Genomic DNA, 24665 nt, shown 5'->3' with positions numbered 1-24665 from the left:
GTCAACGCAGCAGGTCGACGGCTCGGCGGGCGGCCTCGCCGATGGCGGCGTCCACGCGCGGCTGGCGGATGTCGCCGCGGGCGGCGAGCGTGAACACCGCGATCGCGAACGCCGCTCCGTCGGGCAGCGTGACGACCCCGACCTCGTGTCGGAGCGCGCCGAACGTTCCGGTCTTTCCGGCGACACGGACCTCGTCGTACGGGAAGCCGGAGGCGAGGCGGTGCAGGAAGACCTGCCGGTGCATGGTCGCCTTGACGAACTCGGTCTGCTCCGGTGAGAGCAGCTCGCCCGCCCAGAGCCGGCGCAGCAGCAACGTGAGGTCGCGCGCCGTACTCGCCGACGCGTTCGCGGCCTCGTAGACGCCGGCCGGGTCGGTGCGGTCGTTGTCCGCCAGTACGGCGAGGGCCGCGTCCGGGTCGTTCGTGCCGGTACGGCGTTGCAGGTCGCGCAGGTTGCCCGCGGTACCTCGGCGTACCCACGTCCTGTGCAGGCCGAACTCCGTGAGCATCGCAGCCAATCGGCGCAGGCCGACGAGCTCCAGCAGGGCGTCCGCTGATGCGTTGTCGGAGACCGTCATCATCGAGAGGGCCAAGTCGCGGAGCGATGCCGTGACCGGGTCGGCGAAGACCGACAAACCGGTCGGGCCGGCGGTTTTGTCGCTCGGGTCGATGGTGAGTTGCCGGCGGGGGTCGAGTTCGCCGAGGTCCACCAGGCGGCAGAAGCCGGCCAGGAGCGGGAGCTTGTAGACGGAGGCCAGCGGGACGATGCCGTCCGCGTCGAGTTCGACGGTCGCGTCGGGGTCGTCGAGCGCGACCGCGTGCAGCCATCCGCGGACGCCGGCGTCGTCGAAGACCGCGCGGATGCGAGCGTTCACGAGGCGAGCGCTTCGGTGAGCTGGATCATCACGTCGTTCGGGCGGAGGAACGGCGTACGCGTCTTGGACCACACGAGCCGCAGGCGCAACGGGAGCGGATCACCGGCCAGCCGGTGCTTGGTGACTCCCGGGGCGGTCAGCGCGGGGTCGGCGGTCACCACGATCGCCTGCCCGGCAGCAGCCATTGCCAACCCGGCCCGCTCGTCCGTCACCACCACGGTCCCACCGTCCGGCCGGTGCAACGCCAACGTGTCGACGAACAGGTCTCGCGCCGCCGGAGCCTCGGCCCGCGACCGCACGGCAAAGGGCAACCCCTTCAACTGCCGCAGCGCCACCACGTCCCCATTTACGGGCGTGTCCGTTGGGATCAGCACCCAGGTTGGGAGGAGGGAGACCGGGCCGGCTTCCAGGCCGTCGAGGACTGTGGGGTGTTGTACGACGGCCAGCGTCAGGCGGCCTGTGTTCACCTGGTTCACGAGTGTGGTCGTCGGGGCGCTCACCACCGTGACGCGGCTGCCGGGGATGACCTCGCCGGCGGCCTTCGCGACCGCGGCACCGGCCGAGGGTGGAACCTCCGGCGCCAGCCCGAGGCGGATCTCCGGGCCTTCCGGGTCGCGGGCGACGGCGGCCTGGTGGAAGTCCTCCAGCGAGGAGAGGGCTCGGCGCGCGTACGGCAGGAGCGCGGCGCCTGCCGGGGTGAGCTCGACGCCGCTGGCGCCGCGTTCGAAGAGTTTGGCGCCGATCAGCGCTTCCAGGCGGCGAAGGCCCTGGGACAGCGGGGGCTGGGTGATGCCGACGACCCGTGCGGCATCGCCGAAGTGCTGCTCCTCGGCGAGCGCAACGAAGATCTGCAGATGCCGTTCAGTCAGCATAAGGACCCAGCTGACCTGCAGTTATACCTTCGGGCAATCGGCACATGCCCGAGATCATATTCGACAGACCCCGGACCCCTCGCTTTGACTGAGATGACAGGACGAGCAGAGGGAGACAGCGTGAAGGTGAGTCGGAGAGGGATGCTGGCCGGCGCCGCCGCGGCGGGCGCCGCAGGCGTGGTGGGGGCGATCGGGCTCGAAAGCCAGAGCGAGGCGGCCGGGGCCGGCAGCAAGCCGCGACAGGCGGCCGGCGCCGCGGACAGGGCCGGGTCGGCGGTTGACCGGGCGGGGCGCCCGGCGGGCGCCGGGGGCGAACGGCACGCGGTGGAGCTGACGTGGTTCGGGACGCATGCGTGGCAGATCCGGTGTGGGAAGAGCGTTGTGCTGACCGACCCTTGGTTCACGCGGTTCAAGACCGGGACGTTCACGCCGCAGGGGGCTGACCCGAAGACCAAGTTGGTGATCAAGCCCGAGGTGATCGACAAGCACCTGAGTACGGCGGACGCGATCCTCGTGCACCACGGGCACTACGACCACCTGGCCGACGTGCCGTACGTCGCCCAGAAGACCAAGGCGACCGTGCTCTGCACCGAGACGCACGCGAACCTGCTCCGCGCGATGAGGACGCCGAACGACCTGCTCTCACCGGTGCGTGGCGGCGAGTACCTCCCGTTCGAGGGGTTCGCGATCGAGGTGTTCCCGTCGCTGCACTCATGCGGCGGCAAGCGGCACACGTACGCCTATCCGGGTTACCGGTACGCCGTCCCGCCGCGCCCGCGGGTGATCGAGGACCTGGTCGAGGGCGGCACGCTGGCGTACGTGATCACGATCGGCGGCCTGCGGATCCTCAGCCTGAGTACGGCGAACTTCGACCCGAACGCGCTGCGCGATCTCCAGGTGGACGTCGTACTCGCGGCGCCCGGCGGTGAACCCGGCATCACCGATCGCCTGCTGCGGACGATCAAACCGGTCCGCACAGTGATCGCCACCCACTGGGACGACTTCGACAAACCCCTCGACGAGCCCAGCGTCCCGTGGACCGACCTCACACCCCTGCGCACCTCGGCACAGAAAGCAGGCGCCGAGTTCGTCCTCCTCGACCACCTGCAGAAGGTCACGCTTTGACGCGGTAGTGGTAGCGGGAGACGGTTCGGAAGCCGAGGCGTTCGTAGAGGGCTCGGGCCGGTGTGTTGCTCTCGACGACCTGTAGCCAGACGTGGTTGACGCCCAAGGTGCTTGCCTCGTGCAACAAGCCGTGGATGACTGCTTGGGCGAGTCCCTGGCGGCGATGCTGGGGATCGACGGCCAGGCAGTACAGGCCGGCCCAGTCGTTGACCAGGGCGAGCCGGCCGATTGCCTTGACCGGTTCGCCGGAGGGGATGACCGCGTACAGCGCCCGGGCCCGGTTCAGGATCTGCCGGGCGGCGGCCTGTGCGCCGGATCCGCCGCGACCGTCGACGGCCCACCAGAAATCCATCCAGGCGTCGTCGGGTGCGGAGGATATATTCACCGGCGAGGCCGGCTCGCCGAGGTTGGCGAGGACGTCGGTGAGCTCGGCGCCCATCACCAGCGTCGGGTTGCGGACCTCGTAACCGCGGGCCGCCAGCCTGGCGTCCAGGTCGCCGGGCTGGGCGGCCGGACCGACCTGGAACGACGGCGCGATGTCGTGCGCGGCGTACAGGTTCTCCACGTAGTCCAAGGCTTTGCCGAGGTCGAACGGCGCACTCTTGGGCAGCACCGAGTTGGCGCGCAGGGTGACTCCGGCGTTGCGTCGGACCAGCCAGCCGTCCAGCTCGGTGCTGTGCGCGGCGGGCCAGCCTTGGTTCATCAGGGAGTCGATGCGAGCTGCGGCGATCACTCGATCAAGCGTAGAACCCGCCGGATCGATTTGCAATGAAATGGATAGTTATTCATCGGACCATACCAGACGGTTTGGTATGGTCAGGCGCCGCGGACGGCCGCGACCGCTTCGGCCAGGAGCTCGATGCCCTCGACAACGTCTTTGCGGCTGAGCGACCCGTACCCGAACACCAGCCCGGCCGGCCCGTCGCCGCCGACCCAGTACGGCTTCAACCCGTACACCCCGACCCCGCGCGCCCGCGCCGCCTCCTGCAACGCTTCCTCGGACACGTCCGGCGGCAGCAAGGCCATCACGTGCAGCCCGGCCGACACCCCGACGGGCTCCAGCTCCGGTAGCCGCGCCGCCAGCCGCTCGACCAGCGTGTCCCGCAGCTCCCGGTACCGCGGCCGCATCCGCCGCAGGTGCCGGTCGAACTCACCGCGCGCGACGAAGTCGGCGAACGCCAACTGGTCGAACACCGGCGACCCGCGGTCGTCCATCAGCTTCGCCTGCGCCATCGGCTCGACCAGCAACGACGGCAGGACCAGCCACCCCAGCCGCAGACCGGGCGCCAGCGTCTTCGAAGCGGTTCCGGCGTACGCGACCCGGTCGGGTGCCAGGCCTTGCAGCGCACCGATCGGCTCCCGGTCGTACCGGTACTCCGCGTCGTAGTCGTCCTCGATGACGAGCCCGCCCCACGCGACCAGCGCGGCCCGCGTCTCCGCCGACGCGACCGCCCCGGTCGGGAACTGGTGCGCGGCGGTCACGAGTACGACGTCCGCGCCCGACCGCTCGAGCGCGGTCACGTCGATGCCGCCGTCCAGCACCGGTACGCCGACCACCTCCAGCCCGGCCGCCTCCGCGACCTCGCGCAGATCATTGTCGGACGGATCCTCGACGGCCAGCCGCCGACGTCCCGCAGCAGCCAGCACCTGCAGCAACAACCGGGACCCCTGCGCGAACCCGTTGCAGATCAGCATGTTCTCCGGGCGCGCCGCCGTGCCGCGAACCCGGTTCAGGTAGTCGGACAACGCAGTACGCAACTCCAGCGTGCCGCGCCCGTCGATGTAGGCGAGGCTGCGGTACGGCGTCTCGTTCAGCACCCGGCGTACCGACCGGAGCCATGCCGCGCGCGGGAACTGCGACACGTCCGGGCGGCTGTACCGGAAATCGATCCGCGGCGGGCCCGCATCCGGCTTGGCGGCCGCGGTCGGCTCGATGACCGCGATGTCCGCGACCTGCGTATAGCCGCCGGCCCGGCTGATCAGGTAGCCCTCGGCGACGAGCTGCTGGTACGCCTCGACGACCACGCCGCGGGACAGGCCGAGGTCCTGCGCGAGCGCGCGCGTCGACGGCATCACGGTCTCGGCGCGCAGCAGACCGGCCCGGATCCGGGTCCGGATCGCGCTCTCGAGCTGCTGGTGCAACGGCACACCGTTGTCGCGCTGGAGCTCGACGAGCAGTTCGCCGGCTCCGGAACTGGTCCTCATTCGGCTCACAGAACTGGACCTTATCGGCGGACCGCTGCGCTGTCAGGGTTTTACCAAGCCCAACACGACGAACGAGGAGCCGAGATGACCGAGATGCTGCGGAGCGGGGACGCCGGCTACGACGAGGCGCGGACCGTCTGGAACGCGATGATCGACCGGCGGCCGGCAGTGGTCGTGCGCTGCTCCTCGACGGCGGAGGTCGCCGAGGCGGTTCGGTACGGCCGGGCGCAGGAGCTGGAGATCGCGGTCCGGTGCGGCGGGCACAACATCGCCGGGCTCGCCGTACCGGACGGTGGGCTGATGATCGACCTGACGCCGATGAACGCGGTCCACGTCGACCCTGAGCAGAAGCGGGCGTGGGTCCAGGGCGGGGCGCTGCTGGGCGAGCTGGACAGGGCGGCCCAGGAGTACGGCTTGGCCACAACAGCCGGGAACGTCTCGCACACCGGCGTCGGCGGGCTGACGCTCGGCGGCGGGATGGGCTGGCTGGCGCGGCGGTTCGGCCTGGCCTGCGACAACGTCATCTCCTATCAGGTCGTGACCGCGGACGGCGATGTCGTGACTGCAAGCGCCGACGAGAACGCCGAGTTGTTCTGGGGTCTGCGGGGCGGTGGCGGGAACTTCGGCATCGTCACGTCGTTCGAGTTCCAGCTGCACGAGATCGGCACGCGAGCGCTGATCGTCGAGTTCACCTACCCGATGTCGGCCGGTTTCGAGGTCCTGCGAGGTTGGCGTGAGCTGAATGCGCAGGCGCCGCGGGAGGCGACGTTCACGGCGAGCATCGCCAACGGTTCCGTGACGGTCGGCTACGTGTGGGTCGGCGAGGGCGGCTTCGACCTGCTGCCCGCGTTCCGTGCGCTCGGGCCGGTGACGGACGAACTCGTCGAGGAGACGACGTACCTGAAGCTGCAGACGCGGGACGACAGCGTCCAGGGTCACCGGTACCGGCGGTACTGGAAGGGGCACTACTTCAAGTCGTTGCCGGACGAGGCGCTGCGCGCGCTGCTGGCCAACCCGGGTGTCGGTGCGAGCCTGCAGGCGTACGGCGGGGCGATCGCCGATGTCCCGGACGCCGACGCGGCGTTCAGCCACCGCGACACGCTCTTCGAATTCGTCACCGCGACGCGCTGGGAGGACCCCTCCGAGGATGCGGCCAAGATCGGCATGCTGCGCGAGTACGCCGCGACGCTGGCGCCGTACGCCGACGGCGCGTACCTGAACACGCTCAACGAGGACCCGATCCAGCGCGCCTTCCCGCCCGCGAAACTGGAGCGCCTGATCGCGCTCAAGACGGCGTACGACCCCGAGAACGTTTTCCACCTGAACCAGAACATCAAGCCGGCACGCGGCATGATGGTGGTGTGACTACAGAGTTGACGCCGGAGCTGGCCGCGGCGATCGAGGACGGGTTCTCGAAGCGGGATCGATCGAACATGGGTCCGACGATCGCGTACTTCGAGAAGCTGCTGGCCGAGCATCCGGACAACCCGTACGTGCTGTACGAGGTCGGCGGGTCCTACGACACCGCCGGGGACGAAGAGGCCGCGGTCGGTTACTACGAGCGCGCTCTCCCGGGGCTCAGCGGGGAGACCCGCCGGAAGTGCCTCCTGCAGTACGGCAGCACCCTCCGGAACCTCAACCGCTTCGACGAGTCGCTGGCGGTCTTCAAGAAGGCCTGTGCGGAATACCCGGAATCGGACTCGCTGCGCGTGTTCAAGGCGCTCACGCTGCACGCGGCCGGGCTCCACGACAAGGCCCTCGCCACGCTGCTGCTGGTGATCGCGGACAAGGTCGACACCGCGGACATCAAGCGCTACGAAGCCGCGATCCGCGGAAACGCCGACTACCTGGCCAACCTCTAGGGCTCAGGACCCTAGATCTTGCGCGCGACGCCGCCGTAGATCGCGTCGCGGACGCCCGGCTCCGGCTCCTCGTCGACGCGGCCGCCCGGAACGTGCCAGTCGACCAGCCGGACCACGCCCGGGTCGAGAATCTCCATCCCGCCGAACAGCGACGAGATCTCCGCGACCGACCGGAAGGCCAGCGTCGGGAACGCGTGCTTGACCTTCTCCATCAGCTCGGTCACCAGTACGTCGACCGCGCCGCCGTCGCCCGGGTTGCACGCGTGCGTGATCGCCAGGTACGACCCCGGCGGCAGCGCGTCGACGTACCGCTCGGCGATCCGCAGCGTCTCGTCGTAGTCGGCGATGTGGTGCAGCATCAGCGCCATCACCAGCGCGACCGGTTCGCCGGGCGCGAGTAGGTCGGCGATCGCCTGGTCCGCCAGCACGTCGTCCGGTTCGGTGAGGTCCGCCGCGACGAACTGCGTCCGATCGTTGTCCAGCAGCAACGCCCGCCCGTGCGCGACCACGGACGGGTCATTGTCGACGTACACCACCGAGCATGCGGGATTGGCCCGTTGCGCGATCTGGTGGGTGTTCTCCACGGTCGGCAGGCCGGAGCCGGCGTCGATGAAACGCCGGACCCCGCGGTCCTCGGCGAGCCAGGTGACGACTTCCTTGAGCCAGCGCCGGTTCGCCCGCGCCCACTCGGGAGCCTCCGGCGCGACCTTCATGATCTGCCGGTACAGCTCCCGGTCGGACTCGTAGTTGTCCTTGCCGCCCAGGAAGTAGTCGTACACCCGCGCGACACTCGGCCTGGTGGTGTCGATCCCGTGCGCGATCAGCCCACTGTCGTACACCGGCTGATCGGTCACACCGTCTCCTCGCGTCAAGGGGCTGGTACGAGCCTAACGCACGGAGAGTCAGCGTTTCACCACGGCGTGTTCAAGGCGTGTAAAACCTCAACGCGCACAGGCGTTTCAGCACGCACACGCGATGCCGCGCGGTGCGGTCAGCGGGTCGGCTTCGCGCCGCTCGATCCCGTCCGCGGTCTCGACCGGCAGGCCTTCGCGGACCCAGTACTCGTACCCGCCGATCATCTCCTTGACCGGATACCCGAGCTTCGCGAACTCCAGCGCCGCGCGGGTGGCGCCGTTGCAGCCGGGTCCCCAGCAGTACGTCACGACCGCGGCGCCCTCCGGTACGACGCTCGCCGCCCGGGCCGCGATCTCCCGCGTCGGCAGATGGACGGCCGCCGGCACGTGGCCCTGGTCCCAGCTCTCCTGGCTCCGGCTGTCGATCAGCACCCAGCCCTGCACCCCGGCACCGATGTCCGCGGCGACATCGGACACATCCGTCTCGTACGCCAGCCGTCCGGCGAAGTGCGCAACGGCGGCGTGATCAATCTGCTTGGTCATGCCCCCAGCCTCGGCGATTCGTTGCGACGATGACAGTGGCAGAAATGTCCTAGTACATCAAAATTCAGCCACGACTGATCTTGGCCCGCGCCCGGGCCACCTTGATCGCCTGCTTGAGCGTCTCGACGTCGTACGCGCCGTAGTGGCGCTGGCCGTTGATGAAGAAGGTCGGCGTACCGGACACGCCGCTGGTGTCGGCGGACTCGACGTCCTGCGCGACCCGCGCCGCCGCCACGTGCCGCTTGACGTCGTCGTGCAACCGATCGGTGTCCAGGCCGAGCTGCTCCGCGTACCCGATCAGGTCCTTCGGCTGCAGGTGGTCCTGGTTCGCGAGCAGCAGGTCGTGCATCTCCCAGAACCGCCCCTGCGCGGCCGCCGCCTCCGATACCTCCGCCGCGATCTGCGCCCTCGGGTGTACGTCGGACAGCGGCAGGTGGCGCCAGACGAAGCGCAGGTCGTCGTCCTGCAGGACGGAGCGGACGATCGGTTCCGCGCGGCCGCAGTACGGGCACTCGAAGTCGCCGTACTCGACCAGTGTCACCGACGCGTTCTCGGGCCCGCGGATGTGATCCCGCTCCGGGTCGACCGGGTCCGTCAGGTCCTGCAACTGCTCCGCGTTGCCGAGCAGCGCGAGCGCCTTCTTCGGCGGGGACAACAGCTTGGCGGCGCGGAACACCGCCCAGGTCAACGCGGACGCCACGACCACCGCGGACAGCAGGCCGACCTTCGCCTCGGCCAGCTGCGGCCCGTCGAACGCGATGGTTGCGATCAGCAACGACACGGTGAAGCCGATGCCGGCGATCGTGCCGCTGCCGAGCACCGCGGCCCAGCCGACGCCCGGCCGGATCCGGCCACCGGTGACCCGTTCGAGCAGCCAGGACACGGTGGTCACCGCGACCGGTTTGCCGACCACGTACCCGAGCAGGATGCCGAGCGTGATCGGCGAGGTGAACGCGCGGCCGAGGAAGTTCGCGTCGATCGTGACACCGGCGTTCGCGAGCCCGAACAGCGGGACGATCAGGTAGCTGGTCCACGGGTGGTACAGGTACTGGAGGCGCTCGTTCGGCGAGATCGTCGTGGTCAGGCCGACGGTCGCGGACCGCGCCAGCTCGGGCGTCGGCTGCTCGCGGAACAGCCGGAACAGGCCGGTCGCCTCCTCGAGCTCCTCACGTCCGGGCGAGTACGCCGAGGCGGTCAGGCCGATCGCCAGCCCGGCGACGACCGGGTCGACGCCGCTCTTCAGGAGGGCCGCCCACATGAGTACGCCGAGTACGACGTACACCCAAGGCTTGCGGACTTTGAGCAGCGCGAGCGTCAGCACGACCGCGAACGCGACGATCGCCAGGACGAGCGGCATCACCTTGACGTCTTCGCTGTACACGACCGCGATCACGACCAGCGCGAGCAGATCGTCGACCACGAACACGGTCAGCAGGAACACCCGCACCCGATCCGGTACGCCGCGCCCGACCAGCGCCAGCAACCCGAGGGCGAGCGCGGTGTCGGTCGACATCGCGACCCCCCAGCCGTGCGCGCCGGCGCCGCCCGCGTTGAACGCCAGATAGATCAGAACCGGTGTCACCATCCCGGTGATCCCGGCGAGCATCGGCAGGACGAACCGCGACCGGTCGCGGAGATCCCCGAGGTCGAACTCCCGCCGGGCCTCCAGGCCGACGACGAGGAAGAACAGCGTCATCAGCCCGCTGTTGATCCACTCGCGCAGATCCAGCCCGAGCTCGCGGTGCCCGATCCCGATCGACAACTCGGTCCGCCAGAAGTCGTCGTACGTCCCCGGCGCGACGTTGGCCCAGACCACCGCGACCACGATGCCGGCCGCCAGCACGCCCGAGCTTCCCGCCTCGGTCCGCAGGAACGACCGCAACGGCGCAGCGAACTCCCGCCGCCAGTCGGTCCGCCCGCCCAACAGACCAGCCACGTCCGCCATAGGCACACTGTAGAGGGAGTGAGCCGATTCCTGGGTCGGCTTCCACGCTGTGGCGTCCGGACTGCATGATGTGCGTTGCCCGATTGCAGACCATGCCCTGGAGACCCCAGTGACTGAGCCCGATCTCGCCACCTCGGCGGACACGTTCGCCCGGCTGGCGATCGAGCTGCACGACGCCCCTGGAGTCGAGGAGACGATCGAGGCGGTGGTGCAGTTCGCGCTGCAGGCGTTGAGCTGTACCTACGCCGGGGTCGCGCTGCACACCCGCGGTTCGCGGGCGGAGATCGCCGCCGTGACCGACCCGGTCGTGACGCAGTACTACGAACTGCAGATCGCCACGGACAGTGGTCCGCTGATCACCGCGCTGCGGGAACGCAGTACCGTCCTGATCCGCGACACCAGCACCGACGACCGCTGGCCGGACCTCGTGAACACCGGCATCCGGACCGTTCTCGACGTACCACTGGCCACCCGCGACACCACCCGCCATACGGTCGGCGTGCTCGGGGTGTACAGCGACCAGCCGGACGCGTTCACGACCGACGACGAGGCGATCGCGCACATCCTGGCGCGGCACGCGTCGGTCGCGGTGGCGTCAGCGCGGCACGAGGAGACGATGGCGCAGGCGGTCGACGCGCGGAAGCTGGTCGGGCAGGCGATGGGGATCCTGATGGAGCGGTTCGACGTGGACGGCGACCGGGCGTTCGCGATCCTCAAGCGGTATTCGCAGGACACCAACACCAAACTGCGCGACGTCGCGCAGCAGCTCATCGATACGCGCAAACTCCCGCACTGAGGGGGCCACCGCTACGCTGGCGCAATGGGTGAGTGGCAGCCGTTGGCGGGCCCCTCGCGGCAGGTGGCGCTGGAGATCCTGCTGGACGGGCCGTTGTCGCGCGCCGAGCTGTCCCGCCGCGTGGGCCTGTCCCCCGGCAGCCTGACCCGGCTGACCAAGCCGATGGTCGAATCCGGTCTGCTCGTCGAGGTCGAGGGTGGTCCGACCGATGCCCGGGTCGGGCGTCCGTCGCAGCCGCTGGACCTGGACGCGGACGCACACCACTTCGTCGGTATCAAGCTCACCGGCGACTCCGCGATCGGCGTTCTGACCACCCTGCGCGCGGACGTGCTGGCCACCGTCGAGCGGCCGATCACCGACGCCACGCCGTCCGCCGTCGCTGAGCTGGTCCTCGAGATCATGGACGAACTGCAGGTCCAGGTCCCCGGCGGACGACCGCTCACCGGGCTCGGAGTCTCGCTCGGCGGGCGGGTCGCGAACCACTCCGAGGTCCGGTGGGGCCCGTACCTGAACTGGGTCGACGTACCGTTCGGCGAGATCCTCGCCGCGCACACCAGCGTGCCGATCGTGCTGGCGAACGACCTGACCTCGCTGACCGAGGCCACGCACTGGTTCGGTGCCGGCCGGAACTCGGACCGCTTCGTACTGCTCACCATCGGCGCCGGCGTCGGCTACGGGCTCGTCGTGCACAACAAGGTCGTCGACAGCCCGGACGTCACGCTCGGGTTGATCGGCCACTATCCGCTGATCCCGGACGGGCCGTTGTGCGACCGCGGCCACCGGGGTTGCGCGCTCAGTCTGCTGACGGTCGGCGCGATCACGTCACAGCTCGGTACGGCGCTCGGCCGGGACGTCGGGTACGACGAGGCGCTCGATCTCGCGGCGAAGGGTGATCCGGCCGCCCGTGCGGTCGTCGGGCGGGCCGGTCGCGCCTTGGGCAAGCTGATCGCGGCGGCGGCCAACTTCACCATGCCGGAGTTGGTCGTGCTCGGCGGCGAAGGCGTTCGGCTGGCCGAGGTTGCGCACGAGGAGCTGCTGGCCGGGCTGCATGCCGACCGGCACCCGTCGGCGGCCGAGCTGCCGATGGTGCAGCAGCCGGCCGACTTCAGCGAATGGGCGCGCGGCGCTGCGGTGGTGGCGATCCAGACCTTCGTGCTGGGAACCTCTTCGTAACTGCCTATTTCATTATTGTCAGTTACAGTGCTCTCATGATGAGGCGATGGTTGGAGGGCTGGCGGCTGTGCCGCGGGCTGGAGCCGGTAGTCGAGTACGACGATGCGTATGGCGTAGTCCTGCGACTTCCGGGGCGTGAGCGTGAACTGTTCAGCCGTACCGATGAGCCCGCGATCGTGGCGCGGCTGGCCGACCAGCTGCCCCTAGGCACCTGGCTGACTGTTACGACGCACACCGGCGACGAGGTGGCCGCACAGCTTCTGGCGGCCGGTGCGATCCCGTTCGACGAGCACAAGACCTTGATGTCGATCGAGCTGTCGTGCCATCCGCAGCCTTCGGTCGGGGGGTACGAGCTGACCCGGTTCACCGATGGTCCGTTGTCGTTCGTTCGCCTGCTCGCACCGGACGGCAGCGTCGCGGCCCACGGGATGATGGCGGTCGTCGGGACAGCTGCGGTGATGCACGACATCCAGACCGATCCGGCGCATCGGCGGCGCGGGCTCGGCAGCGTGGTCATGGGCGCGCTGGCGGCGCGGGCGATCGAGCTCGGCGCGGAGACCGGGTTGTTGATGGCCACGACCGACGGCTTCCACCTCTACACGAAGCTCGGCTGGGTCGCCGAGGCGACGATGGTGACCGCGTCAGGTGCTCGCCTTGGCCCGGTGGGCGGCGACCTTGGTCCGGTTCTGACAGGCCGTTGAGCAGAACCGCTGGGTGCGGTTGCGGGTCGCGTCGAGGAACAGTTCGTCGCAGCGGACGGCCTCGCAGCGGCGAACCCGCTCGAGTTGGTCGCTGCCGAGCAGCATCGCCACGGCGGTGGCGAACTCGGCGAGCCAGCCGTTCGCCTCGTCCGGCGAGCCGAAGTGCAGGTGCCAGGGCTCGCCTGCGGTGCGGGTCAGGTGGGGAGCTGCCTTGGTCTTCGCGAGCAGTTCGTTCACGAGCGAGGCGGCGCCGTCGACGTCGGGCAGGAGGCTCAGCGCGTCGTACAAGATCTTTCCGTCGGCTGCGTAGTCGCTGGGATCCGTCGTCGGAGCGCGCTTGGTGGTCAGCCGGAGGACTTCTTCGACAGCGGCGGCGGTCGGGGCGGTCGCCGGGCGGCCGCGACGCTGGGGAGCTCCGAAGGTGTTCGCGAGCGCGATCGCGGCCGTGAGCGAGTCCTTCAGATGGTCGGTGGCTTCCACGATGTCCAGTATCGGGGAAAGTTCGGCGTACCGATCGAATTCATTCATCGGGATGAGGCGGGTCATACCACGGTCGTAGCCGGGGCCGGTAGACATCCGTCCGCGCTCCGATGATGCGAATCGTTGCCGGAAACAACAATGACTGGCATGCATCTGGTCCAGTCCCGCCGCCGCCCGATCACCCGTGGGACCACCGGGTTGTCGGAAGCGGTCGTCGACCTGTCCGCGGTCCGTGACAATGTCCGCAGTTTCCGGCAACGTGTTCCGCAGCAGCTGATGGCGGTCGTCAAGGCCGATGCGTTCGGCCACGGCGCCGTACCGGTCGCCCGGGCCGCGGTCGAAGCCGGTGCGTCCTGGCTCGGTGTCGCGCATGCTGCCGAAGCGCTGGAACTGCGCGCGGCCGGTCTCCGTGTGCCGATCCTGACCTGGCTGTACGACGCGGCGGAGCTCATGTTGCTCGGCGATGTGGACGTCAGCGTCTCCACTGTCGCGGAGCTGCAGCGAGTCGCCTCAACGCCCTCCGTTCATCAGGTGCACCTCAAGCTGGACACCGGTTTACATCGGGCCGGGAGTACGCCTGACCAGTGGATCGAACTCACGCGAACGGCGGCGCACTACGAGGCGCTCGGTGCTGTCACCGTGCGCGGAATCTGGTCACACCTCTCGCACGGCTCGGCGCGCGATGCCGTGCAGAGCCGAAGGCAGCTCGAGATCCTGCGCGCCGGGGTGCGGCTCGCCCGGCAGGCCGGTTTGCGGCCGAGCGTCGTGCACCTGGTCAACTCCGCCGGAGCAATCACACTCGACGCGCCGGACACGGACCTGATCCGGATCGGCGCCGGGTTGTATGGGATCGACGAGCTGGGGATCGGGCTGCGTCCGGCGATGCGGCTACAGAGCAAACTGGCCCAGGTACGCCGAATCCGAGCCGGCGAAGGTGTCTCGTACAACCACGACTTCATCGCCTCCCACGACACGACCATCGCCCTGATCCCCCTCGGCTACGCCGACGGCATCCCCCGGATCGGCCCACACCAAACGGTTCCGCTCGCACCGCCGGTGCGGGCGAGTGTGTTGTGTCGCGGTGTGCGAATGCCGGTGATAGGCCGGATCGCGATGGACCAGTTCGTCGTCGACGCGGATGCGGTCGCGGTCGAACCCGGCGACCCGGTCACGATCTTCGGCGACGGCTCCGCGGGCGAACCCTCCGCACAGGACTGGGCCGACTGGGCGGGCACGATCCCGCACGACATCTACTGCGGAATAGGACACCGGGTTCCGCGCCGCTACGAGGAAGGACGTCGATGAGAGTCGTGGTCGTGATGGGTGGGGCCAGCCCCGAGCACGAGGTATCGCTTGCCAGCGGCAAAGGAATCCTGAAGGCCGTCGATCTACTCGGTCACACCGCGATCCCGATGGTGATCGATGCCGAAGGCAACTGGATGGACGGGCAACACGAGGCGATCGAGATCCTGCAGGCTTGCGACATCACGATCCCGGCGCTGCACGGCGAGGGCGGCGAGGACGGCCGTCTGCAAGGGTTCCTCGAGCAGCTGCGCATTCCGTACGTCGGCAGCGGTATCGCCGCCAGCGCGATCGGTCTGGACAAACAGCTGACCAAGGCGCTCCTGCGCGCACACGGCATTCCCGTCACGCCGGGAATCACGCTGCGCGGGACCGACCTGACCGACACCGAGGCGATCCTGCAGAAGCTGAAGGTGTCCGCCCTGGACTTCCCACTGTTCGTCAAGCCGGCGAGCGGCGGCTCGAGCTTCGGCGTCACCCGCGCCACGAATCTCCCGACCTTGCTGACCGCGATCGCCGACGCCGCACCGGACGTCCTTGTGGAGCAGGAGCTGGTCGGGCGCGAGATCGACCTTGCGGTGATGGAGTTTCCGGACGGACGCGTCGACACCGCACCTGCGTTGGAGATCCACGCCGACCCGGAGCAGCCGTTCTTCAACGCGACCGCGAAGTACGACAGTAGCGCCACGCGTTTCGTCGTACCAGCTCCACTCGATCCGGAGCTCGCCGAACGATTGCGCAGTGCGGCGATCGAAGTGTTCGAGGTTCTGGGCTGCGCCGGATTGGCGCGGGTGGACTTCTTCGTACCGGCTGACGGCGTGCCGGTGGTCAACGAAATCAACACGTCCCCGGGATTCACGCCCGCGTCGCAGTTCCCGCGGATGTGGGCCGCGGCCGGCATGTCGTACGTCGAGATCGTCGACAACCTGATCCGTACGGCGGTGGCGCGCGGATGACCGTACTGCTCAGCGACGAGCGAATCACGACGATTCCCGCGATCGAGAACGGCGAACCGCTGGTCGATTTGTTCAGCAGAGGATTGTCGACGACCGGACGGCAGTTCGCGCGCGAAGGTGTCGCGGACCGGCTCGCGATCGCCGACGCGTTCCTGCCTGCCGGGATCCGGCTTCACATCGTCGAAGGCCTGCGGCCGGCAGTGAGCCAGCAGAAGATCTACGACGGATACCGCGCCGAACTCGAGCGGCTGCACCCAGGCATCTCCGACCGTGACGCCCATGTCCTGGCCAGCCGGTTCGTATCCCCGATCGAGGTCGCCCCGCACGTCGCCGGTGCGGCTGTGGACCTGACGCTGATCGGTGCGTACGGCCCGCTGGATCTCGGCACACCCATCGACGCGACGCCCGAGCAGAGCGACGGCGCCTGCTTCTTCGCCGCCCCGAACGTCACCGGCGAGGCCCGCAAGAACCGGTCGCTCCTGGCCGACGTACTCACAGCGGCCGGCCTGGTGAACTACCCGACCGAATGGTGGCACTGGTCCTACGGCGACCGGTACTGGGCGTTCGTGGAGGACCGGCCGAGCGCTGTGTACGGGCCCGCTGCCATCCCTGGTTGAGAGCCGCCGCCTATCGACTAATAGCCAGCATGGTCTTGACCGATGACTACTGGCGACGGAATGCTGTATACATGACGAGCGAGGTCGTGGTCGGTGCCCCGGTCCGGGCCCAGCGTGTTCGCGAGATCGCCACGGAGCTGAGTGGTCTGCGCGGGGCACTGATGCCGATCCTGCATGCGGTGCAGGAGGAACTCGGGTACGTCGATCAGCCCGATGTCCCGGTGATCGCCGACGTACTGAACCTCGCCGTCGCCGAGGTCCACGGCGTCGTCACGTTCTACAAGGACTTCCGGCGCACTCCGCCCGGCCGCACCACCGTCACCATCTGCCAAGCCGAGGCGTGCCGCGCCGTCGGTGCGGTCGCCCTCGCCGAGTATGCCCAACAGTCCACGGGTTGCACCTTCGGCGAGACCACTGGCGACGGCCGGATAACCCTCGAAGAAACCTACTGCCTCGGCAACTGCGCCCTGGGCCCCGCAGTCCAGATCGCCGGCAAACTCCACGGCCGGGTAACCCCTACCCGCCTGAACGCCCTCCTCGGGGAGGCCCGATGAAGATCTACGTACCGAAGGACTCGGCAGCTCGCTCAGTGGGAGCGGATGAGGCTGCCGAGCGGATTGCGGCCGTCGGGGATGTAGAGGTCGTACGGACGGGGTCTCGGGGGATGTTGTGGTTGGAGCCGCTGGTGGAGGTGGAGACTTCGCGGGGGCGCGTGGGGTATGCGGCGGTGGCCGCGGAGGATGTGGATGGGTTGGTCGCGGCGGGGATGCTGCAGGGGGCTGGGGAAAGTCTTGGGGTGGTGGAGGAGCTGCCGTGGATGCGGCGGCAGGAGCGGGTGACGTTTGCTCGGGTCGGGGTGGTTGATCCGCTGTCGACGGCCGACTACATGGCGCACGGTGGGCTGGCCGGGCTGCGGAACGCGTTGGCGCTGGAACCGGGTGCCGTGGTCGAGCGCGTGGTCGAGTCCGGGTTGCGCGGACGGGGCGGGGCAGGTTTTCCGACCGGGATCAAGTGGCGGACGGTCCTCAACGCTGATGCTGACCTCAAGTTCGTGTGCTGCAACGCGGACGAGGGCGACTCCGGCACGTACGCGGACCGGATGCTCATCGAGGGCGATCCGTTCACGCTGATCGAAGGTATGACGATCGCCGCGTACGCCGTCGGCGCCGCGGAAGGGTACGTCTATCTGCGATCGGAGTACCCGGACGCCGTCGCGACGCTGACGGCCGCGATCGACCGGGCGCGGGAGGCGGGCTGGTCGGGGCCGGACGTGCTCGGCTCAGGGTTCGGCTTCGACCTGCACGTCCGGGTCGGCGCCGGCGCGTACATCTGTGGCGAGGAAACCTCGATGCTGGAAAGCCTCGAGGGAAAACGCGGCATGGTGCGCGCCAAGCCTCCGATCCCTGCTCTCCAAGGACTTTTCGGCCGTCCGACGGTCGTCAACAACGTGTTGTCGTTGGCAACCGTTCCGGCGATTCTCGCGCACGGCCCCGAGGCCTACGCGGCGCTCGGCACCGGACGTTCCCGCGGTACCAGCGTTTTCCAGCTCGGCGGAAACATCGCCCGCGGCGGAATCGTCGAAACCGCCTTCGGAATCACCCTCGGCGAACTGGTGAACGACTTCGGCGGCGGTACGGCGTCCGGCCGTCCGGTCCGGGCGGTCCAGGTCGGCGGCCCACTCGGCGCGTACCTGCCGGTCGAGCAGTTCGACTTGCCGATGGACTACGAGGCGTTCGCGCAGGCCGGTGCGATGGTCGGGCACGGCGGGATCGTGGTGTTCGACGACACCGTGGACATGGCCGCGATGGCGCGCTTCGCGTTCGAGTTCTGCGCCGCGGAATCGTGCGGGAAATGTACGCCGTGCCGCGTCGGCGCGGTCCGCGGCATCGAGACCATCGATCGGATCGTCGCGAACGACGACCGGCAGAAGAACCTCGTCGTGCTCGAGGACCTGTGCGATCTGATGACCGACGGCTCGCTCTGTGCGATGGGCGGCCTCACTCCGATGCCAGTACGCAGCGCCGTCCGCCACTTCGGAGAGGACTTCAACGCATGACCTTGCTGAAAGAAGCCGATTTCGGAACGCCGGAACGTCCCGGCGCCGCGACCGTCAACCTGACCGTCGACGGCGTGCCCGTCACCGTTCCACCCGGTACGTCGGTGATGCGCGCAGCCAAGCAGGCGGGCGTCGACGTACCGAAGCTGTGCGCGACCGACAACCTGGAGGCGTTCGGGTCGTGCCGGTTGTGTGTGGTCGAGATCGACGGTGTGAGAGGTACTCCGGCCTCCTGTACGACGCCGGTCGCCGACGGCATGATCGTCCGGACGCAGAACGAGCGACTCGGCAAACTCCGCCGCGGCGTGATGGAGCTGTACATCTCCGACCACCCGCTCGACTGCCTCACCTGTTCCGCGAACGGCGACTGCGAGCTCCAGGACATGGCCGGCGTCACCGGCCTGCGCGAGGTCCGGTACGGCTCCGGAGTGGAGGCAGGTGCGAACCACCTGGACGCACCGACCGATACCTCGAACCCGTACTTCGACTTCGAGGCGTCGAAGTGCATCGCCTGCTCGCGCTGCGTCCGCGCGTGCGACGAAGTACAGGGAACGCTCGCGCTGACCATCGAGGGACGAGGATTCGACTCGAAGGTCGCCGCCGGCGCCGGGGTGTCGTTCTTCGAGTCGGATTGCGTGTCCTGCGGGGCGTGCGTCCAGGCGTGCCCGACCGCGACGCTGCAGGAGAAGTCGGTGATCGAGCTCGGCATGCCGACGCGAACCGTGCTGACGACGTGCGCGTACTGCGGTGTCGGCTGCTCGTTCAAGGCCGAGCTGCGTGGTGACGAGCTGGTCCGGATGGTTCCGTACAAGAACGGCGGCGCGAACGAAGGGCATTCATGTGTGAAGGGCCGGTTCGCGTTCGGGTACGCGAGCCACCCCGACCGAGTGCTCGAGCCGATGGTCCGGAACACGGTGTCGGAGCCGTGGCGGAAAGTTTCCTGGGACGAGGCGATCTCCTTCACCGCCCGCCGGCTGCGCGAGATCCAGGCCGAGCACGGTCAAGGGTCGATCGGCGCGATCACCTCGTCGCGGACCACCAACGAAGAGGTGTACGCGGTCCAGAAAATGGTGCGTGCCGTTTTCGGGAACAACAACGTCGACACCTGCGCCCGGGTCTGCCACTCGCCGACCGGGTACGGGCTGAAGCAGACCTTCGGGGAATCCGCCGGAACGCAGGACTTCCGTTCCGTCGACGAGTGCGACGTGATCCTGCTGATCGGCTCCAATCCGACCGACGCGCACCCGGTGTTCGGCTCGCGGATGAAGCAACGGCTGCGCAACGGCGCGAAGCTGATCGTGATCGACCCGCGACGGATCGACCTGGTGCGTTCGCCGCACGTCGAGGCGGCGTACCACCTCGAGCTCGCCCCCGGGACGAACGTCGCGATCATCAACGCCCTCGCCCACGTGGTCGTCACCGAGGGGCTGGTGGACCGGGAGTTCGTGAGCAGCAGGTGCGAGGATTTCGAGGCCTGGGAAACCTTCATCGCGCAGCCCGAACACAGCCCGGAAGCGGTGTCGGAGATTTCCGGCGTACCGGCGGAGAAGATCCGCGCGGCGGCCAGGCTGTACGCGACCGGCGGAAACGCGGCGATCTACTACGGTCTCGGCGTCACCGAGCACAGCCAGGGCTCGACGATGGTGATGGGCATGGCCAACCTGGCGATGGCGACCGGAAACATCGGCCGGCCGGGTGTCGGCGTGAACCCGATGCGCGGCCAGAACAACGTGCAGGGCTCGTGTGACATGGGCTCGTTCCCGCACGAGCTGCCCGGCTACCGGCACGTCTCCGACGACGACGTCCGCGACATCTACGAGAAGCTCTGGGGTACGCCGATCCTCGACGAGCCGGGGCTGCGGATCCCGAACATGTTCGACGCGGCGATCGACGGCTCGTTCAGGGCACTGTTCGTGCAGGGCGAGGACATCGCCCAGTCGGACCCGAACACGCAGCACGTCCACGCGGCACTGGCGGCGCTCGATCTGCTCGTCGTCCAGGACCTGTTCGTCAACGAAACCGCGAAGTTCGCGCACGTCCTGTTGCCGGGGACGTCGTTCCTGGAGAAGGACGGTACGTTCACGAACGCGGAGCGACGGATCAACCGGGTGCGGCCGATCATGGCGCCGCGGACCGGGAAGCAGGAGTGGGAGATCGTCTGCGACCTCGCGCAGGCGATGGGGTACCCGATGCACTACGACTCGGCGGCGCAGATCATGGACGAGATCGCGATCACCACGCCGACGTTCGCCGGTGTCTCGTTCGGGAAGCTCGACGAGCTCGGGTCGATCCAGTGGCCGTGCAACGTGGACCATCCGTCCGGTACGCCGATCATGCACGAGGACGAGTTCACCCGCGGCAAGGGCCGGTTCATGGAGACCGTGTACGTGCCGACGTCGGAGCGGTCCACGCGGAAGTACCCGTTGATCCTGACGACCGGGCGGATCCTCTCGCAGTACAACGTCGGCGCGCAGACCCGGCGTACCGCGAACGTCGCCTGGCATGCCGAGGACGTGCTGGAACTGCATCCGCACGACGCGGAGGTCCGCGGGGTGACGGACGGGGACCTGGTCGCGCTGTCGAGCCGGGTCGGGCGGACCGAGCTACGGGCGCGGATCTCGGACCGGATGCCGGTCGGCGTCTGCTACACCACCTTCCACCATCCGGTCAGCGGTGCGAACGTGGTCACCACGGACAACTCGGATTGGGCCACGAACTGCCCCGAGTACAAGGTCACCGCGGTCCAGGTCGACCTCGTTCCGGCATCGACCGTCACCGACGCGGCCCGCGAGCCGGCGGTTGCTGGAGGCAAGCGATGAGCGCAGGTGTGCCGCCGTACGTGCGACTGGCGAACGAGATCGCTGCCCAGTTCGCGCACCGCTCCCCCACCGACGCCGCCACCGCGATCGCCAACCATCTGAAGGCGGTCTGGGACCCGCGGATGAAACAGGCCCTGATCGACCACGCGAACTCCGGCGCCACCGACCTCGACCCGGCCGCCGCCCTGGCCGCGAAGAAGCTCCAGGCATTGTGACCGGCGGCACGCCCGCCGCCGGGCGGCGCCGGGTCGACAACGCGGGTCTGGTTGGAGAGGGTTGTGGTGTGGACGACAGGCCCGGGGTGACGCGCGCCCATCGGCAGCGGGAAGCAGTCGAGTGGGACGTGGCTCGACGGCTCGCGCACGCGGTGGCGCGACCGGGCGTGGTCGTCTCCAAACCGCTGCACGACGCGGACGGCTGCGTGCTCGGTACGCCGTTGGTCGCGCCGGTCGCGGTACCGCCGGTAGACCGGTCGGCGATGGACGGGTACGCCGTCCGCGGCGACGGACCGTGGCGGATCATCGGCCACGTCACGGCCGGCGCCACGGATCCCGGCACGCTCGCCGACGGCGAGGCGGCCGGGATCGTCACGGGTGCGACCGTTCCGGAAGGCGCGACGTCCGTCGTACGGACCGAGGACGCGACCGTCACCGGCGACCGGCTGGAAGGACCCGTCAAGGAAGGCCGGCACATCCGCCGCGCCGGTGAGGAATGCCGCCCCGGCGACCAGCTGCTCCCCGCCGGCATCGTGGTCGACCCGGCCGTGCTCGGGCTGGCCGCGACCGTCGGCCTCAACCGTCTCACCGTCATCCCGAAGCCGACCGTCGACGCCCTCGTCACCGGCGACGAGCTCGTCCACCGCGGGCCGTCCGCGCCTGGTCGCGTCCGGGACGCGATCGGCCCGATGCTGCCCGGCCTGATCACCCGCGCCGGCGCGCAGAACGGCGTACTAAAGCACCTCCGGGACGACCGCGACGAACTGGTCGCCGCGATCAAGGAATCGAAGGCCAACGTGGTCCTGGTTTCCGGATCGTCGGCCTCGGGACCGGCCGACCACCTCCGGGCCGTACTTCGCGAGTTGGAGGCAGAGCTGATCGTCGACGGTGTCGCCTGCCGTCCCGGTCACCCGCAAGCACTCGCGCAACTCCCCGATGGCCGCCTCGTCCTCGGCCTCCCCGGAAACCCGCACGCCGCGCTCGTCGCGTTCCTGACGCTGGGCGTCGCGGCCATCACCCGCATGCGCGGCCTCCCGCTCCCGAGCCTCGCGAACATCTCCGTCCCCGGCGGCATCACCTGCCACCCGACGAACACCCGGCTCGTGCCGGTCCTCCTCACCCCGCAAGGCGCCGTACCGGTCGGCCACGGCGGCGCGGCCATGCTCCGCGGCCCGGCGATCGCCGACGCCCTAGCCGTCGTCGCCCCCGGCCCGTCGGAGGCCATCGCCGCCCGGTTGCTCCCGATCGACCCCGGCGCCAGGTGGCAACTCAGCTGAGAAATGTCGAGGTGTCCGGGCTGCCTCCGATGTCCCGGGTATGAACGACTACGGAGTGACCGGTGCGACCACCGGCGTCGGAGTACTGATGAACCTGCCGATCCACGAGCTGTGGTCGGGGATCACCGCGATCGAGCGGTACGGCGAGTGGAGCCCCGAGTGCTACTACGGCGCCTGGCTGGAACCGGGTGCCCGTTTCGAGGCGCGGAACCGGTTCGCGGACGGTTTGGAAACGTACGTGACCTGCACAGTCACCGTTTTCCAGGAGCCGACCCGGTTCGGCTGGGACGTGTACGGCGATGAGGACGTCCCGTTCGCGCACTGGGAGTACGCGCTGGCGGACCGAGGCGCACAGACCCTCGTACAGCAGACGTTCTCGCACGGTCCGGGCGAGAGCGGGCTCCGGATGGGTGTCACGAAGTACCCCGACCGGGCCGCCGAGATCATTCAGGGACGTCTCGACGAACTGGCGGCGAACATGCGCAGCACGCTCGCCGCGATGGAGACCGCGCTGAGCTGATTACGACGCCTCGCTGGCTGCCTGTGCGGGCGCAGCCGTCCACAGGCAGTCGGCCTGGCCTGCATCGAGCGCCTCCTGGTAGCAGCCGACCTTCCAGGTGATCACGTTCAGGCATTCGTTGAGCGCCGCGATCTGCTCGCTCACGTAGTCCTGGTGGCTCTTCAGCAGCGCGAGCCGGTCGGCCTCGTTCCCGGGGCCCTGCCGGACCAGGTCCGTGTACTTGCGGATCGTGTCCAAGGGCATCCCGGACGAGCGGAACTTGATGCACATGTTCAGCCAGTCCACATCGTCCTCGGTGTAGACCCGCCGCCCGTTCGATTCCCGCCGTACCGCGTCCGCCAACAACCCCTCACGCTCGTAGAACCGCAGCGCGTGCACACTCAACCCGGTCCGCTCCGCCACCTGCCCGATACTCAAGCCAGCCATATCAGCAGCTTAGATGAAGGGCTTCAGCGCCGAGAGGGCTTTCTGTACGTCGGCCCGCGTCGTGTAGATGTGGAACGACGCGCGGAGCTTGCCGTCGCGGACCGCCGCGCGGATACCGGCCGCGGCGAAGGCCTCCTGCGCGCCGGGCAGGTTCGTGCTGACGATCGCGCTGTCTGACGGTTCGAGACCGAGGCCGGCGCGGAACTCGTTCGCGAGCTCCACGTTGTGCTGGTTGATGCTGTCGACACCGAGCTGCTCGACCAACTCGAGCGCCGGCGCGGCGCCGACGAAGCTGAACCACGCGGGCGACTGGTCGAAGCGGCGTGCGCCCGGATCGAGCTCCATCACCGGGCCGTAGTACGAACTGTGCACGTCACGCGCGGCGTACCAACCGGCTGCGGACGGTCGGCAGCGCTCCTGCAACCGTGGTGACAGGTATCCGAGCGTCGCGCCGCGTGGCGACATCAACCACTTGTAGGTGTGGGTGATCAAGGCATCGATACCGTCGACGCGCAGCGGCAGCCAGCCCACGGCCTGGCTCCCGTCGATCACCACGAGCGCGCCAATCTCCTTGCTTGCGGCAACTACTGCCGGCAGGTCGAGGACGGCACCGGTCGACGACTGCACCGCGGACACCGCGACCAGGTCGATCCCGGGCGTGATGGCTGCGACCAGGTCTTCCGACGGTACGGCGACCACCTGGACGCCGCGGTCCGCGTGCACCTGCCACGGGAAGACGTTCGACGTGAATTCCACGCTGTCGGTGAGCACCTTCGCGCCGTCCGGCAACGCATTCGCGATCGGCGCCATCGCCGCGGACACCGTACTCCCGACGAACACGTCCGCGACGTCCGCACCGACCAGCCGCGCGAACGACTCCCTAGCCCGCGCCGTCGACTCGTCCCACGGTTCCCAACTGGTCGCACCGACTCGCCAGTCCGCCAAGGCAGCCTGCAACGCGTCCCATGCCACTCGCGGCGGCAACCCGTACGACGCAGTGTTCAACCAGCCCGGCTCCGCATCCCACAACCCTTCGATGTCCACAGG

The 24665-nt window shown here is 69.0% G+C and carries 25 protein-coding genes; 15 read left to right on the top strand and 10 right to left on the bottom strand.

Annotated elements, in window-relative coordinates; genetic code table 11:
- Position 1: 1 nt before the first annotated feature.
- Both FB475_RS19240 and FB475_RS19235 read right to left on the bottom strand, forming a co-directional pair.
- Positions 2-874, bottom strand: coding sequence for a serine hydrolase (locus FB475_RS19240; protein WP_141857601.1), 873 nt, complete (start codon positions 872-874; stop codon positions 2-4).
- Positions 871-1746 carry a LysR family transcriptional regulator gene (locus FB475_RS19235; RefSeq protein ID WP_141857600.1) on the bottom strand — a complete coding sequence of 292 codons (876 nt, stop codon included), beginning with the start codon at positions 1744-1746 and terminating at the stop codon, positions 871-873. The genes FB475_RS19240 and FB475_RS19235 overlap by 4 nt, the downstream gene beginning before the upstream one ends.
- Positions 1747-1866: 120 nt before the next feature.
- Between FB475_RS19235 and FB475_RS19230 the strand changes: the two genes are divergently transcribed.
- Positions 1867-2871, top strand: a complete 1005-nt coding sequence (locus FB475_RS19230) for an MBL fold metallo-hydrolase (protein ID WP_238332228.1) — start codon at positions 1867-1869, stop codon at positions 2869-2871.
- Here FB475_RS19230 and FB475_RS19225 read toward each other — a convergent pair.
- Positions 2861-3604, bottom strand: coding sequence for a GNAT family N-acetyltransferase (locus tag FB475_RS19225; RefSeq protein ID WP_141857599.1), 744 nt, complete (start codon positions 3602-3604; stop codon positions 2861-2863). The two genes, FB475_RS19230 and FB475_RS19225, sit on opposite strands and share 11 nt — an antisense overlap.
- 83 nt (positions 3605-3687) lie before the next feature.
- The gene (gene pdxR, locus FB475_RS19220; RefSeq protein WP_238332227.1) at positions 3688-5076 is read right to left on the bottom strand and encodes a MocR-like pyridoxine biosynthesis transcription factor PdxR; all 1389 of its coding nucleotides are present in this window, start codon (positions 5074-5076) and stop codon (positions 3688-3690) included.
- 84 nt (positions 5077-5160) lie between these two features.
- Between pdxR and FB475_RS19215 the strand changes: the two genes are divergently transcribed.
- Entirely contained in the window at positions 5161-6441 is a 1281-nt protein-coding gene (locus FB475_RS19215) for an FAD-binding oxidoreductase (protein ID WP_141857597.1), read from the top strand.
- Positions 6438-6938, top strand: a complete 501-nt coding sequence (locus FB475_RS19210; protein WP_238332226.1) for a tetratricopeptide repeat protein — start codon at positions 6438-6440, stop codon at positions 6936-6938. Before FB475_RS19215 ends, FB475_RS19210 begins: the two co-directional genes overlap by 4 nt.
- Before the next feature lie 11 nt (positions 6939-6949).
- Here the strand turns inward: FB475_RS19210 and FB475_RS19205 are convergent, their stop codons facing one another.
- From FB475_RS19205 to nhaA, 3 genes are all read right to left on the bottom strand, one after another.
- Positions 6950-7792 carry an SAM-dependent methyltransferase gene (locus tag FB475_RS19205; protein ID WP_202878365.1) on the bottom strand — a complete coding sequence of 281 codons (843 nt, stop codon included), beginning with the start codon at positions 7790-7792 and terminating at the stop codon, positions 6950-6952.
- Positions 7793-7897: 105 nt separating this feature from the next.
- A complete protein-coding gene (locus tag FB475_RS19200) occupies positions 7898-8335 on the bottom strand; it encodes a rhodanese-like domain-containing protein (protein WP_141857596.1) in 438 nt (145 codons plus the stop codon).
- 64 nt (positions 8336-8399) lie between these two features.
- Entirely contained in the window at positions 8400-10280 is a 1881-nt protein-coding gene (nhaA, locus tag FB475_RS19195) for a Na+/H+ antiporter NhaA (protein WP_141857595.1), read from the bottom strand.
- A 109-nt stretch (positions 10281-10389) separates the two neighbouring features.
- Here nhaA and FB475_RS19190 point away from each other — a divergent pair, with 109 nt between their 5' ends.
- Genes FB475_RS19190 through FB475_RS19180 form a run of 3 tightly spaced genes read left to right on the top strand, consistent with a single transcriptional unit; the run spans position 10390 to position 12950 of the window.
- On the top strand, positions 10390-11076 hold the full coding sequence (locus tag FB475_RS19190; RefSeq protein ID WP_141857594.1) for a GAF and ANTAR domain-containing protein: 687 nt from the start codon (positions 10390-10392) through the stop codon (positions 11074-11076).
- A gap of 24 nt (positions 11077-11100) precedes the next feature.
- The gene (locus FB475_RS19185) at positions 11101-12249 is read left to right on the top strand and encodes an ROK family transcriptional regulator (RefSeq protein ID WP_141857593.1); all 1149 of its coding nucleotides are present in this window, start codon (positions 11101-11103) and stop codon (positions 12247-12249) included.
- Positions 12250-12284: 35 nt separating this feature from the next.
- On the top strand, positions 12285-12950 hold the full coding sequence (locus tag FB475_RS19180) for a GNAT family N-acetyltransferase (RefSeq protein WP_141857592.1): 666 nt from the start codon (positions 12285-12287) through the stop codon (positions 12948-12950).
- On the opposite strand, the gene FB475_RS19175 is transcribed toward FB475_RS19180, so the two are convergent.
- On the bottom strand, positions 12891-13478 hold the full coding sequence (locus FB475_RS19175; protein ID WP_141857591.1) for a CGNR zinc finger domain-containing protein: 588 nt from the start codon (positions 13476-13478) through the stop codon (positions 12891-12893). The genes FB475_RS19180 and FB475_RS19175 overlap by 60 nt on opposite strands.
- 99 nt (positions 13479-13577) lie before the next feature.
- On the opposite strand from FB475_RS19175, the gene alr reads away from it, so the two are divergent.
- From alr to FB475_RS19130, 9 genes are all read left to right on the top strand, one after another.
- On the top strand, positions 13578-14735 hold the full coding sequence (gene alr, locus FB475_RS19170) for an alanine racemase (protein WP_141857590.1): 1158 nt from the start codon (positions 13578-13580) through the stop codon (positions 14733-14735).
- A complete protein-coding gene (locus FB475_RS19165) occupies positions 14732-15688 on the top strand; it encodes a D-alanine--D-alanine ligase family protein (protein ID WP_141857589.1) in 957 nt (318 codons plus the stop codon). Before alr ends, FB475_RS19165 begins: the two co-directional genes overlap by 4 nt.
- Positions 15685-16305: a M15 family metallopeptidase gene (locus tag FB475_RS19160; RefSeq protein ID WP_141857588.1), complete on the top strand. Its 621-nt coding sequence runs from the start codon at positions 15685-15687 to the stop codon at positions 16303-16305. The genes FB475_RS19165 and FB475_RS19160 overlap by 4 nt, the downstream gene beginning before the upstream one ends.
- Positions 16306-16376: 71 nt before the next feature.
- Entirely contained in the window at positions 16377-16859 is a 483-nt protein-coding gene (locus FB475_RS19155) for an NAD(P)H-dependent oxidoreductase subunit E (RefSeq protein WP_141857587.1), read from the top strand.
- Positions 16856-18361 carry a formate dehydrogenase beta subunit gene (locus FB475_RS19150; RefSeq protein ID WP_141857586.1) on the top strand — a complete coding sequence of 502 codons (1506 nt, stop codon included), beginning with the start codon at positions 16856-16858 and terminating at the stop codon, positions 18359-18361. Before FB475_RS19155 ends, FB475_RS19150 begins: the two co-directional genes overlap by 4 nt.
- Positions 18358-21180 carry a formate dehydrogenase subunit alpha gene (gene fdhF, locus FB475_RS19145; RefSeq protein WP_141857585.1) on the top strand — a complete coding sequence of 941 codons (2823 nt, stop codon included), beginning with the start codon at positions 18358-18360 and terminating at the stop codon, positions 21178-21180. Before FB475_RS19150 ends, fdhF begins: the two co-directional genes overlap by 4 nt.
- Positions 21177-21395: a formate dehydrogenase subunit delta gene (locus FB475_RS19140; protein ID WP_141857584.1), complete on the top strand. Its 219-nt coding sequence runs from the start codon at positions 21177-21179 to the stop codon at positions 21393-21395. Before fdhF ends, FB475_RS19140 begins: the two co-directional genes overlap by 4 nt.
- A 68-nt stretch (positions 21396-21463) precedes the next feature.
- A complete protein-coding gene (locus tag FB475_RS19135) occupies positions 21464-22672 on the top strand; it encodes a molybdopterin molybdotransferase MoeA (protein ID WP_202878364.1) in 1209 nt (402 codons plus the stop codon).
- A 40-nt stretch (positions 22673-22712) separates the two neighbouring features.
- Entirely contained in the window at positions 22713-23192 is a 480-nt protein-coding gene (locus tag FB475_RS19130) for an SRPBCC family protein (RefSeq protein ID WP_141857583.1), read from the top strand.
- On the opposite strand, the gene FB475_RS19125 is transcribed toward FB475_RS19130, so the two are convergent.
- Together FB475_RS19125 and FB475_RS19120 are read right to left on the bottom strand one after the other, a co-directional pair.
- The gene (locus FB475_RS19125) at positions 23193-23618 is read right to left on the bottom strand and encodes a MerR family transcriptional regulator (protein ID WP_141857582.1); all 426 of its coding nucleotides are present in this window, start codon (positions 23616-23618) and stop codon (positions 23193-23195) included. It lies immediately after the preceding gene.
- Between the two features lie 9 nt (positions 23619-23627).
- Entirely contained in the window at positions 23628-24662 is a 1035-nt protein-coding gene (locus tag FB475_RS19120; protein ID WP_141857581.1) for an aminotransferase class V-fold PLP-dependent enzyme, read from the bottom strand.
- Between the last annotated feature and the right edge of the window lie 3 nt (positions 24663-24665).

Source organism: Kribbella jejuensis, assembly GCF_006715085.1.
GTDB lineage: Bacteria > Actinomycetota > Actinomycetes > Propionibacteriales > Kribbellaceae > Kribbella > Kribbella jejuensis.
This window is presented reverse-complemented; position numbering and strand designations above follow the sequence as displayed.

What these genes read in the sequence shown, in the direction of transcription:
- FB475_RS19215 (WP_141857597.1), top strand. Translation starts at nt 5,161, where the DNA reads ATGACCGAGATGCTGCGGAGCGGGGACGCCGGCTACGACGAGGCGCGG.
- FB475_RS19175 (WP_141857591.1), bottom strand. Translation starts at nt 13,478, where the DNA reads ATGAATGAATTCGATCGGTACGCCGAACTTTCCCCGATACTGGACATC.
- alr (WP_141857590.1), top strand. Translation starts at nt 13,578, where the DNA reads ATGCATCTGGTCCAGTCCCGCCGCCGCCCGATCACCCGTGGGACCACC.
- fdhF (WP_141857585.1), top strand. Translation starts at nt 18,358, where the DNA reads ATGACCTTGCTGAAAGAAGCCGATTTCGGAACGCCGGAACGTCCCGGC.
- FB475_RS19235 (WP_141857600.1), bottom strand. Translation starts at nt 1,746, where the DNA reads ATGCTGACTGAACGGCATCTGCAGATCTTCGTTGCGCTCGCCGAGGAG.
- FB475_RS19160 (WP_141857588.1), top strand. Translation starts at nt 15,685, where the DNA reads ATGACCGTACTGCTCAGCGACGAGCGAATCACGACGATTCCCGCGATC.
- FB475_RS19155 (WP_141857587.1), top strand. Translation starts at nt 16,377, where the DNA reads ATGACGAGCGAGGTCGTGGTCGGTGCCCCGGTCCGGGCCCAGCGTGTT.
- FB475_RS19130 (WP_141857583.1), top strand. Translation starts at nt 22,713, where the DNA reads ATGAACGACTACGGAGTGACCGGTGCGACCACCGGCGTCGGAGTACTG.
- FB475_RS19165 (WP_141857589.1), top strand. Translation starts at nt 14,732, where the DNA reads ATGAGAGTCGTGGTCGTGATGGGTGGGGCCAGCCCCGAGCACGAGGTA.
- pdxR (WP_238332227.1), bottom strand. Translation starts at nt 5,076, where the DNA reads ATGAGGACCAGTTCCGGAGCCGGCGAACTGCTCGTCGAGCTCCAGCGC.
- nhaA (WP_141857595.1), bottom strand. Translation starts at nt 10,280, where the DNA reads ATGGCGGACGTGGCTGGTCTGTTGGGCGGGCGGACCGACTGGCGGCGG.
- FB475_RS19140 (WP_141857584.1), top strand. Translation starts at nt 21,177, where the DNA reads ATGAGCGCAGGTGTGCCGCCGTACGTGCGACTGGCGAACGAGATCGCT.
- FB475_RS19185 (WP_141857593.1), top strand. Translation starts at nt 11,101, where the DNA reads ATGGGTGAGTGGCAGCCGTTGGCGGGCCCCTCGCGGCAGGTGGCGCTG.
- FB475_RS19150 (WP_141857586.1), top strand. Translation starts at nt 16,856, where the DNA reads ATGAAGATCTACGTACCGAAGGACTCGGCAGCTCGCTCAGTGGGAGCG.
- FB475_RS19200 (WP_141857596.1), bottom strand. Translation starts at nt 8,335, where the DNA reads ATGACCAAGCAGATTGATCACGCCGCCGTTGCGCACTTCGCCGGACGG.
- FB475_RS19125 (WP_141857582.1), bottom strand. Translation starts at nt 23,618, where the DNA reads ATGGCTGGCTTGAGTATCGGGCAGGTGGCGGAGCGGACCGGGTTGAGT.
- FB475_RS19180 (WP_141857592.1), top strand. Translation starts at nt 12,285, where the DNA reads ATGATGAGGCGATGGTTGGAGGGCTGGCGGCTGTGCCGCGGGCTGGAG.